Genomic DNA, 24426 nt, shown 5'->3' on the forward strand with positions numbered 1-24426 from the left:
AACTAAGTTTGGACTTTGATCCATGATTTCGCGAGACCAAGTACCCTTACCATTCCGCGTGGCTGTGAGACCCTGCTCTCCTGACAAAACCCTGACAGGACGTACAGGGGCGAACATCGGAGGCGGGGGCTTCCCCGATAAAAGCATGGTCCAGGTCAACCAGCACGATCTCGAATTCATCCTGCGGCAGATCAAGATCGCCGAAGCAAACTCGATCGCTCATTCTGGGGCCGATGCGAAGGCCTTGACCAATATCTGGGTCGACGAGCTCGGCAATGTTGTATCGGAAGGCATGCCCGGTGCGACGCTCGCCATCAGCGCAGAGCACGTTCCCTACGGCCTTCGTACGGTGGACGGCAGCTTCAACAATCTGGGCGCCGGTCGCGAGAATTGGGGCGCCGTCGATCAGCCGTTCCTCGACCTGCTGGGCGACGAGTGGCGCGTCAGCGACGGGGACACGTTTCAGATCCGGACCGGGCAGAACAGTTTCACAACGATCGGCGGCGCCTACAACCCGACCGGCGCCGTGGCCGATGCGGATCCCCGACTGATCTCTAACCTCATCGTCGATCAGACGCTGTCCAACCCCGCTGCGATCTACACGGCCCTCCTGCAGGCCGGCTTCACAGGCAATGTCCTCAACGCTGTGACGGCAATCAAGACGCAGTTCGATGGGCTTCTGGCTTCGGCCAAGACGGCCAACGGTCTGCTTCCGGCAGCCGAACAGAAGACTGTTGCAGTGCTCATTGCTGACGTCACGAAGACGGTGGCGCCTGCGCTTGAGACGACCTACGGCATCACCTTCGATGGCCCTTCCATACTGATCGAGAACGTGGCGCCGGACGAAGGCCTATCGGCGCCCTACAATTCCTGGTTCACGCTGTTCGGCCAGTTCTTCGATCACGGCCTCGATCTGGTCCAGAAGGGCGGCAACGACAAGATCTACATTCCGCTGGCACAGGATGACCCGCTCTACGTGCCCGGCAGTTTCACCAACTACATGGTGCTGACACGCGCGCCACAACAGCCGCTCAACCTGACCACGCCGTTCGTCGATCAGAACCAGACCTACTCCTCCGTCGCTTCGAAGCAACTTTTCCTGCGCGAATACAAGCTGGTCGACGGCAAGCCCGTATCGACGGGTCACCTGCTCGAAGGGGCCAAGGGGATCGCGACATGGGGGGAAGTCAAGGAACAGGCGCGTGACATGTTTGGCATTAACCTGACGGATGAGTTCGTCGGGGCCGTGCCGTTGTTCAAGATGGACGCCTACGGCGAATTCGTCCGCGGCCCGAATGGCCTTCCGATGGTCGCCACTGGCACTCCGAACAACATCGTCTGGGTTGAAGGCAACCTCACGACGCCGATAAGCCTCGCAAATGCCGTCCTGACCAGCCATGCCTTCCTCGACGACATCGCGCATAATGCTGTGCCCGGCCTGGTCGACAACGACCGCAACCCGGCCACCCCCGCCATCATGAAGACGGCGGATACCGATGCTGTCGCAAACAATGCCATCCCGCTCAATGAGTTCGGTCAGGCCACCACCTATGACAACGAGCTCCTCGACGCGCATTTCGTCACGGGCGACGGTCGCGGCAACGAAAACATCGGCCTAACCGCCGTCCACCACATTTTCCACTCCGAGCACAACCGCATTGTCGAGCAGGTGAAGGCAAAGGCGATCGCTGCGGCCCAAAGCGGCAACTTCGCCTTCCTGAACGAATGGCTCGCGACGGACGTGACGGCTCTGCCCGGCAACCTTGCCACGCTGAACTGGGATGGCGAGCGTCTGTTCCAGGCAGCCCGTTTCACCACCGAAATGCAGTACCAGCATCTGGTCTTCGAAGAGTTCGCCCGCAAGGTCCAGCCGGATGTCGACGCCTTCGTCTTCAATCCGTCGATGGATATCAATCCGGCAATCTTCGCCGAGTTCGCCCATGTCGTATATCGCTTCGGCCATTCGATGCTGAATGAGACCGTAGACAGCGTGAGCGCCTCAGGTGCCAAGTCGTCGATGGACCTGTTCACCGCCTTCCTGAACCCGACAGCTTACGCACCTGGTCAGATCACCGCCGACCAGGGCGCCGGCGCCGTCATCCGCGGCATGACCGGGCAGGTCGGCAACGAGATCGACGAATTCGTCACGGACGTTCTGCGCAACCATCTGGTTGGCATTCCGCTCGACCTTGCGGCGCTGAACATCGCTCGCGGCCGCGAGACCGGTCTTCCGGGCCTCAATGCTGCGCGCGCCCAGTTCAAGGAAATCGCCAACGGCGACACACAGCTCGACCCCTACAAGAACTGGGTCGACTTCGGCATGAACCTCAAAAACCCGGCGTCGATCGTTAACTTTATCGCTGCCTATGGAACGCATGCGACGATTACCGGTGCCACGACTGCTGAGGCCAAACGTGATGCAGCGATGAAGCTCGTCTTCGGTGACAGCACGCTGAATGAGACGGATCGCCAGGCCTTCCTCAATGGCACAGGGCAATATGCGCAGAGCCTTGGCGGCCTCAACGACGTCGATCTCTGGATTGGCGGTCTGGCCGAGAAGAAGATGGCCTTCGGCGGCATGCTGGGCTCGACCTTCTCCTTCGTCTTCGAACTCCAGCTTGAAAACCTGCAGAACGGCGACCGTTTCTACTATCTGTCGCGCACCCAGGGTCTGAACCTTCTCAACGAACTGGAAGCCAATTCCTTCGCCGAAATGGTCATCCGCAACACCGATATCGGCGAGACCGGATATGCCGTGCCGGGCGACATCTTCTCCGTCCCGGATCATGTGCTCTACGTCGACCTCACCGAGCAGGAGAAGTGGGGGTACGACGATCCGACGGGTACCGATCTCTTCCAGAACGCGCTGTCGCCCATGGTGAAGCGGGATGCGAGCACCAATTTCCTCCAGTTCAACAGTCTCGATCACGCCTTGATCCAGGGCACTGACGGTGACGACATCATCATTTCTGGTGGCGGCGACGACACCGTCTGGGGCCGTGGCGGCAATGACCGGATCGAAGCCGGCTATGGTGTCGACAAGATCCACGGGGGTGAAGGCGACGATATCATCACCAATTCCGGCACCGACATCGGCGAAACCGACTTCCTCATGGGTGAGGAAGGAGACGACGTCATCCATGGCGGCTCCGGCCTGGCGCTCGTCTTCGGCAACCAGGGGTCCGACGTCCTCATCGCCGGCCCCGATGGCAAGGAGATGTTCGGCGGCGAGGGTAACGACTTCATGCTCGGCGGCGAAGGCGGCGACTTCCTGCTCGGCAACGAAGGCGACGACTGGATCGAAGGCGGCAACGGCTTCGACACGACAGCCGGCGACAATTCCGAACTGTTCTTCAACTCGACTATCCTCGGCCACGACGTCATGTTCGCCGGCGAGAACGAACATGACTTTGACGCCGAGTCCGGCGACGACATCATGGTGCAGGGCGAAAGCGTCATGCGCAATGAAGGCATGTGGGGCTATGACTGGGCGATCTACAAGGGCAACAGCGAAAATGCCGATGCGGATCTGACCAAGCCGATTTTCACGACCGACCAGCAAGACATCCTGCGCAACCGCTTCGACGCTGTCGAAGGTCTTTCGGGTTACAAGCAGAACGACGTGCTTCGCGGTGACAATCGCGCGACGGCCTTCCCGTCAACGCCGGATCCCGAGGCCGAGCCGGGTGCGAACCTTGCCGGCGCCGAAAACACCATGGTCAAGCACCACCTCAGCCAGGCAGGCATCGATCGCATCGCCGGCCTGCGGGAACTGCTGGGCAACCTCGTCCAGACATCCACAACTGTAGGCGAAGCCGCCCGCGAAGCCGAAATCGCCTTCGACGACGGCAATATCCTGCTCGGCGGCGGCGGCAGCGATCTCATCGAAGGCCGCGGTGGCGACGACGTCATTGATGGCGACGCCTGGTTGAATGTGCGGATCAGGATCTCGCCAACGCCAGATGGACCCATTTATACGGCCGACAGCCTCGCAGGTCCCGTCTATCTGCAGTCGCAGCTCGTCAATGGTGAAATCCCGGCGAATACGGCGCCGGCTTTCGGCGGCAAGGCTCTCTCCGACCTTCTGCTTGAGCGTACGATCACGCCAGGCCAGATGAAGATCGTTCGCGAAATCGTCGACGGCGGCAAATCGGGAGATGTCGACGTCGCAGTCTACTCTGATGTGCGCGAAAATTACTCGTTTGAAGTCAACACGGACGGTAGCGTCACTGTCACCCATGTATCGGTCGATCCAGACGGTACGCTTGGGCTGGTTACGTCTGACGGAACGGACCGCCTGTCGAACATCGAAGCCTTGCGCTTCGGAGACGGTTCAACGGTCTTGCTCGAGGATCTGCTGAACCGGCCACCCGTCATTACGTCGAACGGCGGCGGTGATACGGCCGCAGTCTCTCGTCCCGAAAACTTGACCGTCGTTACCACCGTAACCGCAACGGAGCTCGATGCGGGTCAGGTGCTGACCTATTCGATCAGCGGTGGGGCAGATGCCGGATTGTTCTCGATTGATGAGAACACTGGTGTTCTGTCGTTCATTTCTGCGCCGAACTTCGAAGCACCGACGGATGCCGGCGGCAACAACGTCTATGACGTAGTGGTCCAGGTCTCGGACGGAATTGCAGTCGACACCCAGGCTCTCGCGGTCACCGTAACGAACGCGCAGGAAGGTCAGAGCGGTGTTCCCGTGATTTCCGATTTGACGCCCACGCGGCCCCAGCAACTGTCCGTCAATACGGCAGGTATTGCAGATCCGGATGGCCTCGGCGCATTTGCCTATCAGTGGCAGGTGTCGACCAACAATGGGGCGACCTGGGGTAACATCGCAGCTGCCACCGCGTCGACGTTTACGCCAGTTGCGGCACAGGTCGGCAATCTGCTGCGGGTTCAAGTGACATATACCGATGGCGCTGGTGCGCTGACGACGGTGACCTCCGCACCGACCACTCCCGTCGGTGACACGATCGGCGGAAGTGGTCTCGGCACTAGCATCAACGGCACGAATGGGGCAGATATCATCGCAGGTAATGGTGGCAATGACACGATCAACGCTGGCGCTGGCGATGACACCATTAGCTGGACGGTGGATAATCCGATCTTGGTACTGGGCATACCGGTCTTTACCCGTACAGATGGTCGCGACTTCATCGATGGTGGCGCAGGCACCAATGACACCTTCATCGTCAACGGAAACAATACAGCAGAAACCTATCGCATCTATGCCCGAGCCGACTGGCTCGCGCTGCCTGGCCGGACTCTCAATGCCAACACCGAGATCGTTATCACTCGCAATGGTACGGCCAACAACAACGTGATCGCCGAGCTCGACAATATCGAGGAAATCATCATCAACACCGGTCCGGGGAACGATCTTGTCATCCCGATCGGTAACTTCAACCCGACCAGCCTCAACTTCAATACGATTACGATCGAAGGTTCCGAGGGAGACGACACGGTCAACATTGCGGATCTGGAGTCCGCGCATCGAATTCTATTCCGAGGCGCCGGGGGCCAGGACACGATCATCGGTACCCTGCGTGCACAGGATGTCGTTGAGATCCCCGAAGGCGCGAATCCGACAGACTATGCGCTGACAGAGAACGGCGACGGCACGAAAACGCTTTCGAATGGGCCGCACTCGATAACCTTCTCGGGCGAGGTGCCACAGCTTGCTGTCCCGAGCGAACATGGGGTCGAGAACCCCGGTACAATTCCCGGTCCCGCAGGCGCCTTTGAATACACAGCGCGCGACATCCAGGGCATCACCAACCTCCTCAAGGGCTTGCCCGCCTTCGAGGGAGATGATGATACGGCAGGTGCTGGCGGCGTCCGTGATCTCTCGGGCAACGGCAACAACATCGAAAATCCGACGTTCGGCTCTGCCGACGAGCCCTTCCTCCGCCTGACCGAAGCCCGCTATGGCGACGGTGTCGAGTTGGATGCCCAGGGCAACATCATCAACCGGGCCCTCAACCCGATCTTCGACGGGCTCGATCCACGGGCGATCTCCAATGCCATCGGTGCGCAGGAGGCAAACCTGCCAAAGGCGCCGAATGAGGCCAACATCTTCTTCATGGCCTTCGGTCAGTATTTCGACCACGGTCTCGACTTCCTGCCAAAGGGTGGGGCCGGCAAGGTGATCATCGACGGTGCCGACATCCCCGGACCGACGGCGGCCAACTTCACCGATCTCACCCGTGGCTCGCTGGCGAGCCCGCTGCAATCGGCGAGTGATACGCCCCAGCATATCAACAAGACCTCGCCTTACGTCGACCAGAACCAGGTCTATGGTTCGAATGTGATCGTAGGTCAGTTCCTGCGGGAAAGCGACGGCGCCGGCGGTGTCGGTTCGCGGATCCTGATGGGTCCGGAAGATCCCTCGGCGGAGGGCTTCCACCTGATGTCGACGCTGCGCGAATTGCTCGATCATCACCGGGCAGCCGGAACCATCTTCGAAGGGCCGGGCCTCGGCACTGGCAAGACCCTGCTCGAGTACTATCCGACCCTGTGGACGCAGGCGGGTGGGTACAACATGACCGTTGTCCGAGAACTCGCCGGTGACTTCATGGGCTCGAGCCATGCGCTTCTGCTCGACGCCAACCCGATGATCAGCCCGCTTGATCACTATATCGGCGGTGACGGTCGTGCGAACGAGAACTTCACTCTGACCTCGATGCACACCATCTGGGCCCGCAACCACAACTTCCATGTCGAGAAGCTGCAGGCTGCGGGTTTTGAGGGCACCCCGGAAGAACTCTTCCAGGCGGCCAAGATGGTCAACGAGGCCGAGTACCAGCGCGTCGTATTCACGGAATTCGCCGATGCGCTCATCGGCGGCATCCAGGGCGACGGCAGCCACGGCTTCGAAGGCTATAACGATCAGGCAGACGCCGGCATCAGCCACGAGTTTGCGGCTGCGGTCTACCGTATCGGCCACTCGCTGATCGGCGACACGATCATGGTCAAGGGGCCGGATGGGCAAAACGTCTCGGTCAATCTGTTCGATGCCTTTTTGAACCCGACCAACGACGTGTTCACAGCGGCAGAGATCGCCCAGTTGCAGGCGATGGGTTACGATCCGAAGCCCGGCTACGAGCAGCTCGGCACCGGTGCGATCCTTGCTGGCATCGTCGAGCAACCCGCGGAAGACGTGGACTTCAACATCGTCGATGCGGTTCGAAACGACCTCGTGCGTATCCGCGCCGATCTCTTCGCCTTCAACGTGGCGCGTGGACGCGACGTCGGTCTCGGCACGCTCAATCAGGTCAAGGCCGATCTGCAAGCCTCGACCGATCCCTACATCAAGTTCGCTGTCGAGTTCCTCGAAGCCAATGGCGGTTCGATGAACCCCTATTCGAGCTGGCAGGACTTCCAGCAGCGCAACGGGCTCAGCGATGTCGTGCTTGCGCAGTTCATCGCAGCGTATCCGGATCTCGTGTTGCAGGCCGACCAGATCGCAGCCTTCAAGGCGATCAACGGCAATGTCGTCGCGGTCCAGCCCGATGGTACCGGTCTGGTTAAGGGCATTGATCGCGTCGATCTCTGGGTCGGTGGTCTTGCCGAGAGGCACTTCAACGGTGGCATGGCCGGCGACACCTTCTGGGTCGTCCTGCATGAGCAGTTCGATCGCCTGCAGGAAGCGGATCGCCTCTACTATCTGGAGCGCTTCGACAATTTCGACCTCTATGAGAACTTCATTGATGGCCAGGGCTTCTCTGACATCGTCACCCGCAACACCGGTCTCACCGGCCTGCCGGAAGACATCTTCTCGTCGGATCTCGAGGATGGCCCCACCGATGGCGGGGAAGACAACGGTGATGGCGACGATGACGGCGGCGATGACGGCCAGACCGACAACGACGATGAAGACGACGATGGCATCGACGATGGTGAAGATGAGGACGACGGCGCCTCGGAAGGCGAAGGGGACGGCGATGGCGCCGGCTCTGGCACAGGTGGTGGCTCTGGTGGCAGCACAGGCGGCGGCACAGGCACGGGTGGTGGAACGACGCCAACGCCGGTTCCGATTGCAGCACTGACGCTGATCGGCACAGCCTCGGCGGATGCACTTGTTGGCGCCGGTGGTGACGACACGATCCTGGGTGGTGCTGGGACGGATGTTCTGGTCGGTCAGGGCGGCTCGGACATTCTGCGTGGCGAGGACGGCGACGACGTGGTGTCGGGCGGTGACGGCAATGACGTCATCAATGCCGGGCTCGGCGATGACGAGGTGCATGCCGGCGGTGGCAACGACATCGTCTTCGGCGGGGCCGGTGCAGACCTCATCTTCGGCGATGCCGGCAATGACGTGATCGAGGGTGGAGCAGGCGACGACCGTGTCTGGGCGGGTGCCGGCGACGACACGGTGATTGCGACGCTGAATGACGGCAATGACGTCTACTATGGCGAAGACGGCACCGACACGCTGGACTATGCAGCGACCAGCGCCAACCTGACGGTCGATCTCGGCAATGGCTTCAACCAGCGTGGCTCGGTGAGCGGCGGGACAACGGGCTCGGATACCTTCTACGGCTTCGAGAATTTCATCGGCGGTTCCGGCCACGACACGATCACAGCCTCTTCTGCGGTCAACGTCATCGATGGCGGGCTTGGCGACGATATCTTCAAGTTCACCTCGGCAGCCAATGCGAATGGCGACACGATCTACGGCTTCCAGACCGGCGACCGGATCGACTTCTCCGGCATGGGTGCGATGAAGCTCGAGGCAGGCCAGACCATCGATGCGATCGGCGACGTGACCATCACGCATGAGATGCGCGACGGCGAAGAGTTCACGGTGATCAGGGGCAATACGCAAGGGGACAATGCGGCGGACTTCGAACTCTCGCTGCAAGGCCGCCACAACCTGACGATCAACGACTTCCTCGGCGTATCCTGAGGACGACATGGCAGCACTGCCGGCCCGCCCGGGCCGGCAGACAGACGTTGAGTGGGGGAAGCCATGAACAAGCAGTCAAGCTACAAACTGTCCGGTATCGGCCTCGTGACGGGCTTCGTCTTCGGCCTTTCGGGCATTATCAATATTCTGGCGCTGACCGGCGCCTTCTACATGCTGCAAATCTACGACCGGGCGCTGACCAGCGGCAGCGTGCCGACCCTGATCTGGCTCTCGGTGATCGCCGTCGGCCTCTACCTGTTCCAGGGTATGTTCGACATCCTGCGATCGCAGATGCTGGTGCGTTTCGGCTCGAATGTCGATCGCCAGATCGCGCCGCTCGTCCACCGGGTGGTGATCGACATGCCGCGCTTCGGCTATTCCTCGGCGGAAGCGTCTGAGCGCGGCCGCGACGTCGATACGGTCCGCTCCTTCCTGTCGGGTGCAGGCCCGGTCGCTCTGTTCGATCTGCCCTGGATCCCGGTCTACCTGGTCTTCGTTTGGATGCTGCATCCGGTGCTCGGAATGATGACACTCGGCGGCGCGCTCTTCCTCGCATGCCTGACAATCGCGGCAGAGCTTCTCTCGCGCCGCCACGCCAAGGAGATGACGCGGGCCGCGATCCAGCGCAACAACGTCTCGGACAATCATGTCCGCAACGGTGACATCCTCCATTCGATGGGCATGACGGACCGCGCGATCGACCGCTTTGAAAGCGCCAACCGCCGTCACCTCGATACCCAGACGGCGACCTCCGACATCGCCGGCACCTTTGCCGGCATTTCCAAGGTCCTGCGCATGATGCTGCAGTCGGCAACACTTGGGCTTGGCGCCTATCTTACCATCCAGGGCGAGATGTCAGCCGGCGCCATTATCGCCTCGTCGATCGTCACGGGCCGTGCCCTTGCCCCGGTCGACCAGGCGATCGCCCAGTGGAAGGGCGTGATCTCGGCACGCCGCTCCTGGTCGCGGATCAAGGACACGCTCGCCGTGCTCGACCGTCCGCCGACACAGTTCGACCTGCCGGCGCCGAGCGAGGACCTTGTCGTCGAAGGCATGACGACGGTCGCCCCCACGACCGGTACCGTGCTTCTGAGCGACGTCTCCTTCAGGCTTTCGGCCGGTCAGGCCTTGGCGCTGATCGGTCCGTCCGGCGGCGGCAAGACCACGCTCGCGCGCTCGCTCCTCGGTATCTGGCCGCTTTTGCGCGGCTCGGTTCGCGTCGATGGCGCCGATCTCAAGCAGTGGCCGACCAGCTTCTTCACCGAGAATGTCGGCTATCTCCCCCAGGAAGTGGCCCTTCTCGACGGGACGGTCGCCGACAACATCGCCCGTTTCGATCCGGATGCCGATTCCAAGATGATCTTCCGGGCCGCACGCGCCGCCGGCATTCATGATCTGATCGTGCGGTTGCCGAACGGCTACCAGACCCAGATCGGCCCGAGTGGCCAGTCGCTCTCGGCCGGCCAGCGGCAGCGCGTGGCGCTTGCCCGCGCGCTTTATGGCGATCCCTTCCTGGTGGTGCTCGACGAGCCGAACTCCAATCTCGATGCCGAGGGCGAAGAGGCGCTAATGAAGGCGATCGTCAAGGTGCGCGAACGCGGCGGCATCGTCGTCATCGTTGCGCATCGCCCGAGCGTGCTGCAGGCTGTCGACATGGTCGGCGTGGTCCAGGGCGGCAAGCTCGTCTCCTTCGGTCCGAAGGAGGAGATCATCAAGGTCCCGGCCAACACGCAGGAGAAGCCGCTGCGGCCGACCCGCTTGATGCCGATCGCGGCGGAGTAAGGGGTCATGGCAAGCTCCATTACCGATCATGACGAGGCCCTGAAGCTCGGCCATGGCGATGCCCAATCGGCCAAGGCGCCGGCGCGCAGGTTTGCTCTGCCCGATACGCCTGATCGCACGCTTTGGTCGCCGGGCATCTTCGCCGTGCTTTCCATGGGGCTCGGCGCCTATCTCGGGCGGCTGCGCGAGATCGTCAATCCGTCGCCCAATGCACAAGCCCCGGACGAACAGAAGCCCGTGGCTCTCGACGACGGTACGACAGCACCGGTTTTGGATGCGCCCGAGGCCGGGCTGGACATCGCCGCCTTCTGGCAGGAGATCCAGCGGGCTTATGAGGACGTGGTCGAGCAGATCGAGCCACCGCGCCGGCTCTACTCCTCAATCCGCTTCAACGCTCAGGATTTTACGCTCGAAGGCGGCTATGCCGGACGCCCGTTCCAGGGGGTATCGATTGATGTCGCGGCCAACGACTTCCGCTTCGTCACGCCAAGCGTGGCCAAGCCGAAGCTTGCAGCCTTCGGGCTTCCTCGTGCTGCAAACGATGCCCCGGCCGCTGGTCAGGCGGGAGACGGCAACAGCGATGCGCCTGATGACGGCGGTCTGCCGGTCGATATCTCGTCTGGCGGGGGCTCCTCGAGTGGAGGCACTTCCGGGAACCCGCCGGCGCCGACCAATCGTGCCCCCTTGTCCCGTGGGCCGATCTATCTGGGAACGGGCCTCGTCAACCTGTCGATGCTCCTGATGTGGGCCGACCTTGCGCGCGCAGCCGTAGATCCGGACGGCGATCCGCTGACGATCTCCGCCATCCGCGCGACATCGGGCGAGATCCGCGCTTATGGCGACGATGCCTGGATCTATGTCCCCGAACGCGACAGCCAAGGCTTGGTAAACCTTACCTTTACGCTGAGCGACGGCAAGGCCTCGGTCCAGGGCCAGGGCTTTCTCGATCTGCGTGCGCATGCCGAAACCGAGATCACCGGAACCGATGGAGACGACATTCTCCTCGGCACACCGGGCAAGGATCTGATCGACGCCGGAGCCGGCAACGATACGGTCTATGGGCGCGAGGGCGACGACCTGATCCTCGGCGGCCTGGGTGACGACGTATTGATCGGTGGCGAAGGCCGCGATGTCATTCATGGTGGTGATGGCGATGACCGCATCTTCGGCGGCGAGGGCGACGATGTCCTGTTCGGCGACGCCGGCAACGACATGCTGTTCGGCGAGGCCGGACGCGACACACTGATGGGGGGCGAAGGGCAGGATATTTTGTCCGGTGGTGACGGCGACGACCGGCTGTTCGGCGAGGCTGGAGATGATGTCCTGACGGGAGACGCAGGGAATGACGTGCTGGACGGCGGCACGGGCCACGACACGCTTGCCGGCGGTGCTGGCGATGACGTCATGGTCGGTGATGAGGGCGACGATGTGTTCGTCGCAGGTGTCCAGACCGTTCTTGAAGCGCGCACTTCGGCCCAGATGCCGCTGGATGCGCCGACACCGGGCATCGATGACGGCGACGACGTCATCCATGGTGGTGAAGGTGCGGACACCTATGATGCATCTTCCGCGACCATGGCGGTCGGGATCGATCTCGAGGCGGGCGTCGCAGCGGGGGCGGAGATCGGCAGCGATCGCCTGACCTCGATCGAGAATGCCGTCGGTGGGGCCGGAAATGACACGATCACTGCGAGTTCTGCCGTCAACATTCTCTATGGCAGGGGCGGTCAGGACAGTTTCGTTTTCGGCTCCGTCGCCTCAATCAGCAATTACGGTGCAGGCCATGACGAGATCCGCGACTTCGACGTCGGCGACAAGGTCGACCTGTCGAAGCTCGAACGGGAGTTGGGCCGACTCTACTTCGACGATGGCGAGAACTCGCTGGAACTCGACCGCCACGACCACAAGACCCTGGTCAAACTCTACAAGAAGATGATCGACGACGACGATGCGGGCCATCAGGTGCTGCAGCTCGTGACGGACATCGACGGTGATCAGGACTACGAGATCGTCATCATCAGTGCGCACGACCTCGATGAAGACGACCTGATCCTAACAGCTTTCCATCTGCCGGGCCAGGTCGAGGGCCTCGTGGCCTGATCAGAACCTCATCATCGGCACCGCTTCGGGCCGAAACTGTAAACTGCGTAAGGGGACACACCATGTCACAGCGCCTTGATGACAAGAACACGCAAGTCTCGCTCTCCGGCAAGGGGCTGAAGGGACGCATGCTCGCAGCGACCGTACTCGGTCTTGCCCTGACGGTCGGGATTGGCGGCTGGGCCGCCCAGGCGAAGCTCGCGGGCGCCGTCATCTCGCAGGGCGAACTCGTCGTCATCGGCGAGACCAAACAGGTCCAGCATGTCGATGGTGGTACAATCGTCGAGATCCCTGTGAAGATAGGCTCTCTGGTCGACAAGGGCGACGTCGTCTTGCGCCTCGACGACACGCAGCTGCGCATCGAGCTCGGTATAGTCACATCGCAGGTCGCCCAGCTGAAGGCGATGCGCGCGCGCCTCGTTGCCGAGCGCGACGGTAAAAACCTCCTGTCCTTTGACGGTCTCGATCTTTCCCCGGACATCACGCGGGAGGAGAGCAAGCTGTTTGCCGAGAACCGGGACATGCGGGCAAACCAGAAGCAGCAGATCGAAATGCAGATCTCGCAGCTGGGCAACCAGATCGACGGCTTGAGAGAACAGGAAAAGGCGAACCACTCCGAGAGCGAACTGCTCGCCGAAGAACTCGCCATGCAGGAAGGTCTTGTGCAGAAGGGCCTCGCCAAGGCGGCTGAACTGCGCGGGTTGCGCCGCCAGATGGTTCGCATCGAGGGCACGATCGGCGATCTTCTCGCCCGTGTTGCCGAGGCCGAAGGCCAGATCAGCGAACTCAAGGTCCGACTGATGTCGGTCGACCAGACCAGCCGGACGGAACTGCAAAAGGAGATCGTCTCGGTCGAAGCCCGGCTTTCAGAACTGGAGCAACGTGCCCTTCAGCTCACCCACCGGCTCGACCGCACGGTGGTCAAGGCGCCGGAAAGCGGCACGATCTACGACCTGCAGGCGCATACCGTCGGCGGCGTTGTGGCACCGGGCCAGGTGATCATGGCCATCGTACCGAGGGACAGTGCCCTCAACGTCCATGTCAAGGTCGCCCCCACCGACATCGATCGTGTCTTCGTGGGCCAGACCGCGCGCATGCGCTTCACGGCCTTCAATCGGCAGACCACGCCGGAAATCGTTGGTGCCGTCGACATGATCCCAGGCGCAACCATCGTCGACAAGGCAACAAACCTGCCCTTCTACAAGACCAGCGTGACCTTCTCCCCAAATGACCTCGGCGACCTCGCGGCCAAGCTCACACCCGGCATGCCCGTCGAGGTTTATATCGAGACCGAGGAAAGGACTGTCATCTCGTTCCTCGCGAAGCCCTTTACCGACCAGATCACCAGGGCGTTTAGAGAAGAGTAACATGCGGACAAGGAATTGATCACCTTCAGCGCAATAGCCTCGAAAGGGCTTATGTTGCGGTTTGCGATCGTGAGGCTGTTTGCCGTCGCTTTGCCTCCAGTATCGCCACAAGCAGTGCCAATAGCATTCCAAAATACCCGAGCAAACCATCAGTTCGGATTGGAATTGAGAAGTAGCTAGATCGAAGGGCAGGATGCGCTTGGAAAATTGGGGCCGTCCCCTCGCTTGGGTGGGAGTGCCAAGTGGCACCGACGGAAACATGTCGACACCATCGACAGTTCCCAGGGACATGTCGTCCAACTGAGGATTGAGCAACATAAGACGTCGCCGGCTCGGCCCCACAACGACCTCTCGCCTCTACGGACCATCTCTGTCTAGAGAGCCAAGGATGAGCGCCAGTTGAGATGAACATCGCCAAGAGACGAGTGCTGCGCAAAGAAGCACCGTGGAATTTGGCGATTCATTCAGGTGCCTCGAGTCGAGCAAGCCAGAAGAGGGCATCGGCCATGCCGGGCTTTCTTTCAATCTCGAATTCCAAGCTGTCCTCGGGCAACAGAACCGCAACGTGCTCAATCCCCAGATCGGCAAGCTGCGCTGGCGTGCCGTGACCATATTCCAGATGCCCACGTCCGATGATGCCGACGACCAGAGCCGACGGATCCGCCGCAATCGCCTTTGCGATATTGCAGGCAAACGCACGGTCCCAGGTCTGCTGGGCCCGAACAAATCGATCGAACTGAGGATCGTCCGCATGTTGAGCCGTACGTTCCGGCCTTGAACCTCCCGTATACTCGAAGAGAAAGCGACGATAGGCTGCCGTCGCTGGCTGTGCCGGCGTCAACCCGTCCCGCTCCGCCTCCGGGATCGCCTCCCACCCGAGCTTGCCAACCTCCGTCACCAGTTGTCGGTGGCAATTGAGCGCTTTCATCGGCAGACGGAACTGCCGGCAATAGTGGAAGATCGGCAGGTAAAGTTCGGCCTGGAAGCCCCAGACCGTTGCCCATTCCGCTTCCTCGAGAAACTGCTCAACGGTGAGCGCACCAGCAACCCAGCGATCCAGCGCCGGCTGAACGCGTCTCGGAAACATCTCGAAACCGACGACGATATCAGCCTTGTAAGCATGCAACGCCGCAAGGACATGCAACTGCCAACGATGTATATCATATCGGTCATGGGTCTCGCCCAGCAAGACCGCCTGCTTTTCAGCAAGCGTCTGCATTAGCGCCTGATGCTGCAGGATCTCGCCCGTATGACCGTCCCGCCAACTGCCCGGCTGATGTTCCACCATGCCCTTCTCCACCGTCAAACTGCATCTTCAAATGCTGGAACCAGTAGGGTCAAGCCGACCAGCTGCCCTTCGTGGTTTATGGCGGCAAGCTGCATCCGTCCCTCGGCCACCTCTGTCTCTTCCCAGCGTGCGACAGTGCCGCCGAGCAGATGCAGATGAAAATCCTCGGTCATGATGTTGATGAAGCCCATGCCGGGGCTGACTTTGGTAACCGGTCCCGTCCAGCTCTGGCTGAAGCCGGGCTCGTCATAACGAATGGTGATCGCAGAGCCCTCGGCCAAGGCTAGATCCAGTGGCAGACGTCCCGGATCGGCAGGGTCCAGATCCGGTCTGTCAGGCCGGGTGAGGTCCCGCTTCTTCGGATCGACAGTCCTCTGCAGATCCGACAAGACATTTGCGAAAGGTTCGAGCCCTTCGAAGCCGACCACTGCGAAAAGCGTGCCGCCGTCAGCCTTGTTGAATTCCAGACGCGGATAAACCTGGTTCTGCATGATGCTGGAGATATCGAAGACGATCTCGCAGACCAGGGTCGGATCGATACTGGACTTGTGATGGGCGCCACCGCAGACGAAGCGGCCAGAGACTTCCCCTACCATCTCGACCTTGCCGATGCGTTCGTGGGTGGCGCCCTTGCCCTTTCCGATAATCATCAACTTGCCCATGTCGGGGAGCCGCCGGATGATATCTTCTGCCTTTGCCTGCAGGTGGTGTCGGGTTACGGGTTCGTTGATGGTCATGTCTGTTCCGTCATGGGTTCGATGGAGGATGGCGTCAGCTGGCGACAGCCAGCACTTTCGGATGGGTGTCGATATCGTGGATCTGCATGTCTGATGGCGTCTGGGGGACGCGATGCGAGATCAGGATCAGGATCATGTCGGGCAAATGCTCGCGGATCCGTGCCAGAAGCTCGGTTTCGGCCGCCTGGTCGAGCGCGCTGGTTGCCTCGTCGAGGATTGCAATATCCGGTCGTTGCAACAGAATACGGGCCAGTGCGAGCCTCTGCATTTCACCGCCCGACAGTGAGGCAAGGTCGCGTTCGGCTTCGATCGCGGCACGTTCCGGCATTCGTTCGAGACCAACGGCGTGCAGGGCCGATGCCACAGTCTCCTGTCCAAAATCACCCACTGTGCGGGGATAGGCGGCGGCATCGGCCAGGGAGCCGAGCGGCATATAGGCCTTCTGCGGCAGGAAAAGAACCTTGTCCGAAGGAAGCGCGATTGAACCGGAGCCATGCTGCCAGAAACCGGCGAGAAGCTTGACCAACGTCGTCTTGCCGATTCCAGATCGCCCCCGAAGAAGCAAGGTAGAGCCGGGATCAAGCGAGATATCAGGCAGTTTCAGGAGAAGCTCACCTTGGGCCGAGCAAACCCTAATGTCCTGCAGCGTGAGAGACTGTGATTGGCTTATCCTGGATAGTGGCGAAGGATGCGATCCGTGGCGCTCGGCGGCTTGAAGGAAGCCGTCGAGGCGCGATGCCGTGGCCACAAGTTCGGCGAGATCCCGATAGGAGAAGATGAACCAGGACAGTGTGGTGACTACCTGGGAGAAGGCCATGCTGAGCTGCATCAAACCACCGAAGGCAACATGACCGGCCAGATAGCCCGGCAGCGCCACGAAGAGCGGGATCCGCAGCACGGAATGCCGAAACGGGAAGGTAAAGCTGCCCAGAACGAGCTCGGCGCGGATCAGTCGCCGCCAGTTGGCAGCCAGCGCGTCGAAGCGGGCAGAAAAGCTTCGCCGTTCGGCCGCCTCGCCATTTGAAAGTGCGACCTCGTCGAAAGCCGTCCGCCAGCGAGCGAGGCCGAACCGAAAGCTCGCCTCCTTGTGCTGTTGCTCGGCAAGCAGACCTTTAAGCGGCTTACCCAGCTGATGGGTAATCAGGCTGCTGATCGCCACATAGAGGAAGGCCGCCCAGACCATGTAGCGCGGGATCTCGAGGTCCAGCCCGAGGGGAGCCAGCGACAGGGCAAAGTTGGACAGTCCCCATAGCACTGTCAGATAGGAAAACAGGCCGACGATCTCGCCGATCAAATCCAATGTCTCGCCGAGCAGGCCGCGCGCAAACAGGCGGCAGTCTTCCGCAATTCGCTGGTCGGGATTGTCGATGCGATCGACCGGGTCAGCCGCCATATGCCAGAAGGCCTTGTTGCGGGTCCACAAGGCGATCGCATGGTCAGTCAGAGCCTTCCGCCAGCGGATCTCCAGCACCTTGCGCAGGTATTCGTAAGATAAGCCGCGCGCGGAATTCAAAGCGATGATCAGGGCAAAGATACCAATCTGCCGGAGCACTTCGGGTCCGTCCACCTTTTCGATGGCAGAATAGAATTGACCCGTCCACTCGACCAGACGAACTGCAGCGTAGACGCTGCCGAGGTTGAGAGCGATGGCCAGGGCATAAAGCGCAACGCTGAACTTGCCTCCCGGAGCCGAGATGCAAATGACGATCAGACGTTTGAACTGTTGAAACAGGGTCGACATGATGCTCCCTCTGAAAAGGGTGGTGCCGGTTGCTTGCCCGGCACCGGTATGGCTCAAAACTTGACCGTCGCGCCGACCTTGAATGTGCGACCGGCCCCCGTTTGCAGTTCCAGCGGATTGACATTGGCAACCGCCGCCGAGCCGGCGACGGTGTTGTAGCCGGTCAGCGTGTTCGGGAAGTATCGGCGGTCGAAGATGTTCTCGATCCCGAAGGTCACTTCCAGGTTTTCTCTCGGGGTCCACTTGGCATAGGCATCGAAGACCGCGTAGCCGGAGGGCAGGTAATAGGCACTGTTGCTTGCCTCGGTTCGGCCGGCAGCGAAGGTGCCGAACAGCTCGAATTGCAGGTGGTATTCCGGCAGTTCGTGCTTCACCCCGAGAACCGCGGTAAACGGTGCCGCACCATCGAAGGCCGTTTCGGCAGAGGATGCACTGACTTTCTGGCGCCCCTTGCTCCAGCTCAGATTGGTCGAGAGCGTGGTGTAATCCAGAACTTCGTATTCGCCACCGAACTCGATGCCCCAGAGCATGACATCCTCGACATTGTTCGAGGTATAGGCCGTGACGGGCGTGCCGCTGCCATTGAGGATCGTTGTTGCCTGGAGGCTGCGGATGAAGTCCTTGTAGTCGGCATAGAAGCCGTTCACGCTGAAGAAGCCGCGCTCATACTCACCACGAAGTCCAATCTCGTAGCTTTGAACCGATTCTGGTCGCAGGTCGGGATTGGGGATGATGGAGGAGCCGCTGAAGATGTCCGTGCTCGACTGGAAGAGCTGCGCCGAGGTCGGCATCTTGAAGCCCTCTCCGTAGGACGCATAGACAGAGTAGGTCTCGTCGAGCTTGTAGGTTGCGCTGAAGGCCTTCAGCAGCTCGGTGCTTTCCTTTTTCGCGGGCGCATAGCCGGGCAGCCCGGGATATGTCGCATCCCCTGTCGGGTCGATCGAATAGGTGGCGAGCCGGAGGCCCGGCGTCAGGGTCAGGCGATCATCAAGAAGCGCGATTTCGTCCTGGATGTAGACGTCGGCGCGCTGTGTCTCGACGCGGGGGAAGCTGAAACCCTGGTTGGTGGCCACCGTCGTCGTCCCGGTCAGGGAGTTGTAGGTGGTGTTGATACCCGCGTAATCACCCTTGGTATGATCGCCATCGAAGCCGTAGGTAAGGCTGTGACGGGTTGGTCCGAGATCAAAGCTCGACTTCAGCTGAATGTCGCCTTCCAGGAAAGTTTCGCTGTAGTCACGATACTGATTGCGCAGTTCGACGCGGTTCGAATAGACGCGGCGCTGATCGCTGTCGGTTACGCGCTCCTGGGGCGAATAAGACAGACGCCAATTCAGGCTGTCGAGCCAGGGCAGATCCGCCAGCCACTCGTGTTCAAGCGCGAACCGCTTGCGGCTCATGTCGAGATCGCGGACATAGGGGTCGTTGATATAGGCGCTGGTGGACGGGATGCCCGTGCCCGATGCGCTCATGTCGTAGAGCTGGAGAACTTCCGTCGCGCGACCGAAGAGCTCTCCCGTCAGCTTCACCGTGTTCTGGGCATCCGGCGCCCAGACCATCTTGAGAAGTGCGTTGTCGACATCTGTGTCCGCGGGGAAGAGCTCGTTGCATCCCAGATAGAGCCGGCTGCAGCCCCAGATCCCGCCGTCGGCACGCGCATTGCTGAACTCGGCCTCATGCGAAGAGGTCTGGCCGTAGCTGCCGAGGATCTGCAGGTCTCCGAAATCATAGGCGCCGGTCACCTGCTTGTTCCAGCTATCGTCGAAGCTGTCATAGCTGGTCTTCATCTCCAACGCCCAGGGCTTGTCGCTATCTGCAAGGAGATCCGAGGGATCGAGCGTGCGGAACATGACGGACCCACCGAGTGCGTCGGCACCCCACAGGACCGAATTGGGCCCACGGACGATCTCGACCGCCTTGAAATTGCTCATGTCGAAGAAGTCGCGGCTGCCGTCGGTGATGAGTTCCTGAACGCGCGAACCGTCGACCATGGTCAGCACGCGGTTACCGCCCATGCCGCGGATCGTAAAGCCAGTCAGCTGCCCCCAGGGATTGACGCTTGAAGTCTGTCTTGAGACCGATACGCCGGGCTCCCGCCGCACGAGATCCTGAATGTCTCGGATGTTGTAGTCGTCCAACTGCTCCTGGGTCACGACCGTGATGTTTTGCGGCACATCGAGGAGCTTCTTGTCCGATCGCGACGAAACCACGATCTGATCAAGGATCGTATCGTCGGCCTGACCGGCACTCGGCAAGCAAATGCCTATCACTGCAACACTTGCAGCAAGAAATTGGACACGGTGACGCGTGGACGCGCATGGCGTCGCTATGGCCCGGAATTTCATGGTTCAACCCCTCAGAACTAGTGGACAGAGCGGGTCGTATTAAAGGATACAAAAGGAGTCAAGTTTAAACATGAGTTTTATTATCATGTTTTTACCGATGAAATTCCATGACGAGCTAGGCTGTCTTTGACCTGAATAAGCTTGGCTACCCTTAGCGATCGCAGCATTCGCCGACATCAAGTTCATTGCCGACTTTTTCCGAACTGCCAATGCCCATATTCGGCCGTTCGTTATCGGCAATCTTGCTCTAACATTGCCGACGGCGCGCGAAGCCATTGTCACGGAGGATCATCGTCGGTTTACCGCGCCATTCGACGATCTGGCTCAGTGTGCGGATGACGCGTTCTGCAGGCGTCGAAAAGTTCACTTGGATGCCAGGCCCCAGCGGTTGATGTTATCCAAGACTTTCAGCAGTCGGAATTGCCGACCATCCTCCAAACGATCCGCCATGAAACCCCTGGACCAGACCAGGCTCGTTGCTTCCGGCACAGTCAACGCATCGGGCTTGTCCTGCTTCAAACGCCAGCGTGGCTTGATCCTAAGATACAAGTCGAACTTGCGACAGATGCCGCACACACGCCTGTGGTTCCAGCGATGTCCCCGGACATATTGCGCAGGTAAAGGAAGCACAGGCCGAAGCCCCAGGTCTTCTTCGCCCGCGTCAGCCCGACGGGGAGATCGGCGACCTCCTCGTTATCGTCGTTCAGCTTGGCGCTATAAAGAGAGCAGGTCTTACTGACATGGAAGCAACGGCAGGCAACCGCAATGCTCACCCCGTGCACCCCCACCACTGCTTGCCCAGCCATCTCCCGTCGTTGAGATAGCCGCGTTACTTCCCAAGAGCCTCATTCAGAAGCTCGGCCTGCACGCTCATCTCGGCATACATCTTCCTCATCCGATGGCTCTCATCCTCCAGAGCCTTCATCTGGCTGATCATCGACGCATCGATGACCCCGTATTTGGATCTCGACTTGTATGAGGTCACTGCTCATCGGTATCGGCATGAAGCCATGCTCCACACCATTCGCAGCCGTGTCGAGATGCTTCTGCCTGACCCCATCTTCTGTCTGGCTCAGTATGTGTGGCTGTTGGGCTCGGTGGATCAGTTCGTCTCGCTGAAGCTCTCCTCGATCACAAAGCCTGAGCAGAACCGGCGAGATTGCAAGGGAGCATCATCGCCCGGATATGACAGAGGGTGGCGGAAGGCCGCTGTCGGATTTCAAGGTTTGACCAGGAGTTCGACAGGCTCGAGGATCAACGGGAAGAGCTTGTGCGCACCAACGTTTGCGGGTTTTGCTGAGATCCCGGCTCGGCTGCTTGAGGGCGCCATCATGGCGACGCCATGCGGAATATCGAGATTGTTGAGCGGTTCATCGAACAGCATGTAATCGCTGTCCTGACACAGGATCATCGCGAAGAAGGCGCGCTGCCTCTGGCCGCCCGAGAGTTCATCGAGATATCGATCGGCAAGCGGTCGCAGTTTCAGATGAGCCAGCGCCTCGTCGATCTTTGCCTTGTCGGCAACCGTCAGCCGTCCCTTCGAATAGGGATAGCGACCAAAGGCGACGAGATCGCTGACGGTCAGCCGCGCGGCCATGTGGTTATCCTGCCTGAGGATCGAAAGGCGCTGGGCGAGCAGTTCGCCCTTGGCCTGGAAGACATCGAGCCCTTCGAGATGAACCGTGCCAGCGTCAGGCAGCATCAGGCGCGCGATGATCGACAGAAGGGTGGACTTGCCCGCGCCGTTTGGCCCGATGATCGCCCTCAACCCGCCTTTGGCAAGCGTCAGACTGACATCGTCCAGAACCGTGCTGGCGCCATAGGCCTTGCTGAGACTGACGATTTCGATCATCGCGCACGCATTGGCTTGGGAAAATTTCGCGCTGCTCCAAATTGGGCATGCCGTAAACCTGTTTTAAATCTCACTGATATATATCCCGACAATCACAAAAAGTCGGGCTGGACCGCGACTACACGCTTTGACGGCAGACAATAAACGGGGAAAATCTATGCGTTTATCTCCATCAGAGCGCCAAACTTCCGGATCAGGCGAAAACAAAAAACTCTCTCCATGAAAATTGCCAATCTGCTCAATCAGCTCAGGATATCGACCGACCCGGCACGACAGCAGGCAATGGTGGATGCCTATATCCCGATCCTGCGACCGATCCTGATCCCCGCCTGCGGCTACTATCTCTTCGTCACCTGGGAGCACTGGCAGACACAGACCGGCCTTATGCTAGTCGCGTTCTCCCTCATCAGTACGACGACGGCTTTCGGCTTCTATCTGTTTCACAAGCTTCTAGCGAACAACCGGACAATGTCTCTGGCCAAGCTCGAATTGCATAATCTGGCCATGCATCTGTTCATGTACCTCAACCTCTTGAGCTACCTGCTCGTCTACAATGTGGAAACGCGTTACATATACTTCGTGTTGCTCGCCTTCATTTTTGCAATCACCGGCGCCACGACGCGCACGGTCATGATTAGCGTTCCACTGACATTGGCCACCCTTTACTGGTTCTCCACGTCTCTCCCTGAGGACCTCTACGCAGAATATGTTTCCATTGTAGTTGCGACTGCCTTCGCTTCAGTGAGTATGACGGGACTGCTCAGGCATGCGATCATTCGCCAGATCGACGCACGATTGCTGGCCGATGAGCTGACGGTCAAGGCGCGGGCCATTGCGGATGCCGATATGCTGACCGGGATCCCGAACAGGCGCGCCATCTTCGAAAAGATCGACCGGCTGATCGAGCAGCGTACGCCATTCTGGCTGGGCATATTCGATCTCGACGGCTTCAAGGGCATCAACGATGTGTACGGTCACTCGATGGGCGACCGCCTGTTGCGCGCCTCCGTGGCGCGGGCCACGGAGCTGCATTTCGAGGGGGCCATGATTGGCCGGATCGGTGGTGACGAGTTTGCCGTCGTTCTGACCGGCAACGTCACAGAATCGCAGGTCAGAGCGCTTGCCGGCAGTTGGCTAAAGGCGATCACTGCGCCCTATATCATTGACAACCAGGAGCTCTCGGTCGGCGCTTCCGCGGGTTTCTCGCACTATCCGGACATGGGAATGGCGAGCACACAGCTCTACGAGCAGGCCGACTTTGCTCTCTACAAAGCCAAGGCCCGGTTCCGCGGACAGTGCATCGTTTTCGACACCACCGACAGCAAGGAGATGGAGAACGCCATCGCCATCGAACGGGAATTGCGCGAAGGCAACCTCGAGCAGGAGCTGTTCCTGCTGTTTCAGCCACAATACTCGCCAAGCAGGCAGCGGATCGTCAGCTTCGAAGCACTGGCCCGCTGGCAAAATCCCAGGCTCGGGCTTGTCCGTCCTGACGATTTCATCCGTGTCGCCGAGCGCTCCGGCTTCATTCAGAAGGTCACCGCCATCCTGTTCCGCAAGGGCCTGGCGGAGCTGAAGAAATGGCCTGACGACATCAGTCTGTCCTTCAACCTGTCAGCACGGGACATTTCGGATCAGACCTTTGTCCTCTCGCTTCTAGGTCAGATCATGAAGGAGGAAATTTCGCCGGGTCGTCTGGAATTCGAGATCACCGAAACAGCGGTGATGTCCGATCTCACAACATCGAGCGCTGTTCTCGACAGGTTGAGAAGCAGCGGCTGCAGGGTCGCACTCGATGATTTCGGATCTGGCTATTCGAGCTTCCAGTATCTCGATCAGCTTCCGCTCGACAAGGTCAAGATCGACAGGAGCTTCATCCGCAAGGTTGCCCACAGCCTCACATCGCGCGAAATCGTCGCCGCGATCATTGCCCTGTGCTCCAAGCTCAACTTGCGCTGCGTGCTCGAGGGCGTCGAAACCCGTGAGGAGATGGCTGTGCTTTCGGCCCTCAAGCCGGATCTCATCCAGGGATACCTGTTCGGACGGCCCATGAGCGGAGCGGATGCCACCCAACTCATCGCAAGTCAGCAGCAGTCAAATACAAATCAGACAGCATTGTATATCCAGTCAGGTTGAACGATCACGATTTGAAATCTTCACTGGATTCAGCAGCGAAGTTTGTTCGCGTCAGACTTGGACGACAAGGGTTGTACAAAGACACTGGCTTGTCGTCGGCGGCGCAGCGAGCGACCGGTTACGGGATTTAGGTCCAGCATCGCGAATGGCCGAATTGGGGCACTAAG

Annotated in this window: 10 protein-coding genes and 1 pseudogene; 5 read left to right on the plus strand and 6 right to left on the minus strand. The window is 60.1% G+C overall.

The window, feature by feature from the left end; all coding sequences use genetic code 11:
- The first annotated feature begins 145 nt into the window (after window positions 1-145).
- The 4 genes from GH983_RS17590 to GH983_RS17605 all read left to right on the plus strand — a co-directional run bounded on the left by GH983_RS17590 (window position 146) and on the right by GH983_RS17605 (window position 14163).
- The gene (locus GH983_RS17590) at window positions 146-8914 is read left to right on the plus strand and encodes a peroxidase family protein (RefSeq protein WP_153763104.1); all 8769 of its coding nucleotides are present in this window, start codon (window positions 146-148) and stop codon (window positions 8912-8914) included.
- Window positions 8915-8977: 63 nt separating this feature from the next.
- A complete protein-coding gene (locus GH983_RS17595; protein ID WP_054149548.1) occupies window positions 8978-10696 on the plus strand; it encodes a type I secretion system permease/ATPase in 1719 nt (572 codons plus the stop codon).
- Between the two features lie 6 nt (window positions 10697-10702).
- Window positions 10703-12796 carry a calcium-binding protein gene (locus GH983_RS17600; protein WP_153763105.1) on the plus strand — a complete coding sequence of 698 codons (2094 nt, stop codon included), beginning with the start codon at window positions 10703-10705 and terminating at the stop codon, window positions 12794-12796.
- Between the two features lie 62 nt (window positions 12797-12858).
- A complete protein-coding gene (locus tag GH983_RS17605) occupies window positions 12859-14163 on the plus strand; it encodes an HlyD family type I secretion periplasmic adaptor subunit (protein WP_153763106.1) in 1305 nt (434 codons plus the stop codon).
- Window positions 14164-14623: 460 nt separating this feature from the next.
- Here GH983_RS17605 and GH983_RS17610 read toward each other — a convergent pair whose 3' ends face one another.
- The 6 genes and pseudogenes from GH983_RS17610 to GH983_RS17630 all read right to left on the minus strand — a co-directional run bounded on the left by GH983_RS17610 (window position 14624) and on the right by GH983_RS17630 (window position 22123).
- Window positions 14624-15451 (minus strand): ChaN family lipoprotein, encoded by an 828-nt coding sequence (locus GH983_RS17610; RefSeq protein WP_153763107.1) that lies wholly within the window; start codon window positions 15449-15451, stop codon window positions 14624-14626.
- Window positions 15452-15465: 14 nt separating this feature from the next.
- On the minus strand, window positions 15466-16188 hold the full coding sequence (locus tag GH983_RS17615; protein ID WP_153763108.1) for a hypothetical protein: 723 nt from the start codon (window positions 16186-16188) through the stop codon (window positions 15466-15468).
- Window positions 16189-16222: 34 nt separating this feature from the next.
- Window positions 16223-17929 (minus strand): ABC transporter ATP-binding protein/permease, encoded by a 1707-nt coding sequence (locus tag GH983_RS17620; RefSeq protein WP_153763109.1) that lies wholly within the window; start codon window positions 17927-17929, stop codon window positions 16223-16225.
- 53 nt (window positions 17930-17982) lie between these two features.
- Window positions 17983-20181: a TonB-dependent hemoglobin/transferrin/lactoferrin family receptor gene (locus GH983_RS17625; RefSeq protein WP_194842747.1), complete on the minus strand. Its 2199-nt coding sequence runs from the start codon at window positions 20179-20181 to the stop codon at window positions 17983-17985.
- Window positions 20182-20542: 361 nt separating this feature from the next.
- Window positions 20543-21247 (minus strand): annotated as a pseudogene (locus tag GH983_RS24155) (IS3 family transposase); the annotation flags it as partial.
- A 243-nt stretch (window positions 21248-21490) separates the two neighbouring features.
- On the minus strand, window positions 21491-22123 hold the full coding sequence (locus GH983_RS17630) for an ATP-binding cassette domain-containing protein (protein ID WP_153763111.1): 633 nt from the start codon (window positions 22121-22123) through the stop codon (window positions 21491-21493).
- Between the two features lie 219 nt (window positions 22124-22342).
- On the opposite strand from GH983_RS17630, the gene GH983_RS17635 reads away from it, so the two are divergent.
- A complete protein-coding gene (locus tag GH983_RS17635) occupies window positions 22343-24259 on the plus strand; it encodes a bifunctional diguanylate cyclase/phosphodiesterase (protein WP_153763112.1) in 1917 nt (638 codons plus the stop codon).
- The last annotated feature ends 167 nt before the right edge of the window (window positions 24260-24426 follow it).

The sequence above is a fragment of the Agrobacterium sp. MA01 genome (assembly GCF_009650195.1).
Taxonomy (GTDB): Bacteria; Pseudomonadota; Alphaproteobacteria; order Rhizobiales; family Rhizobiaceae; genus Allorhizobium.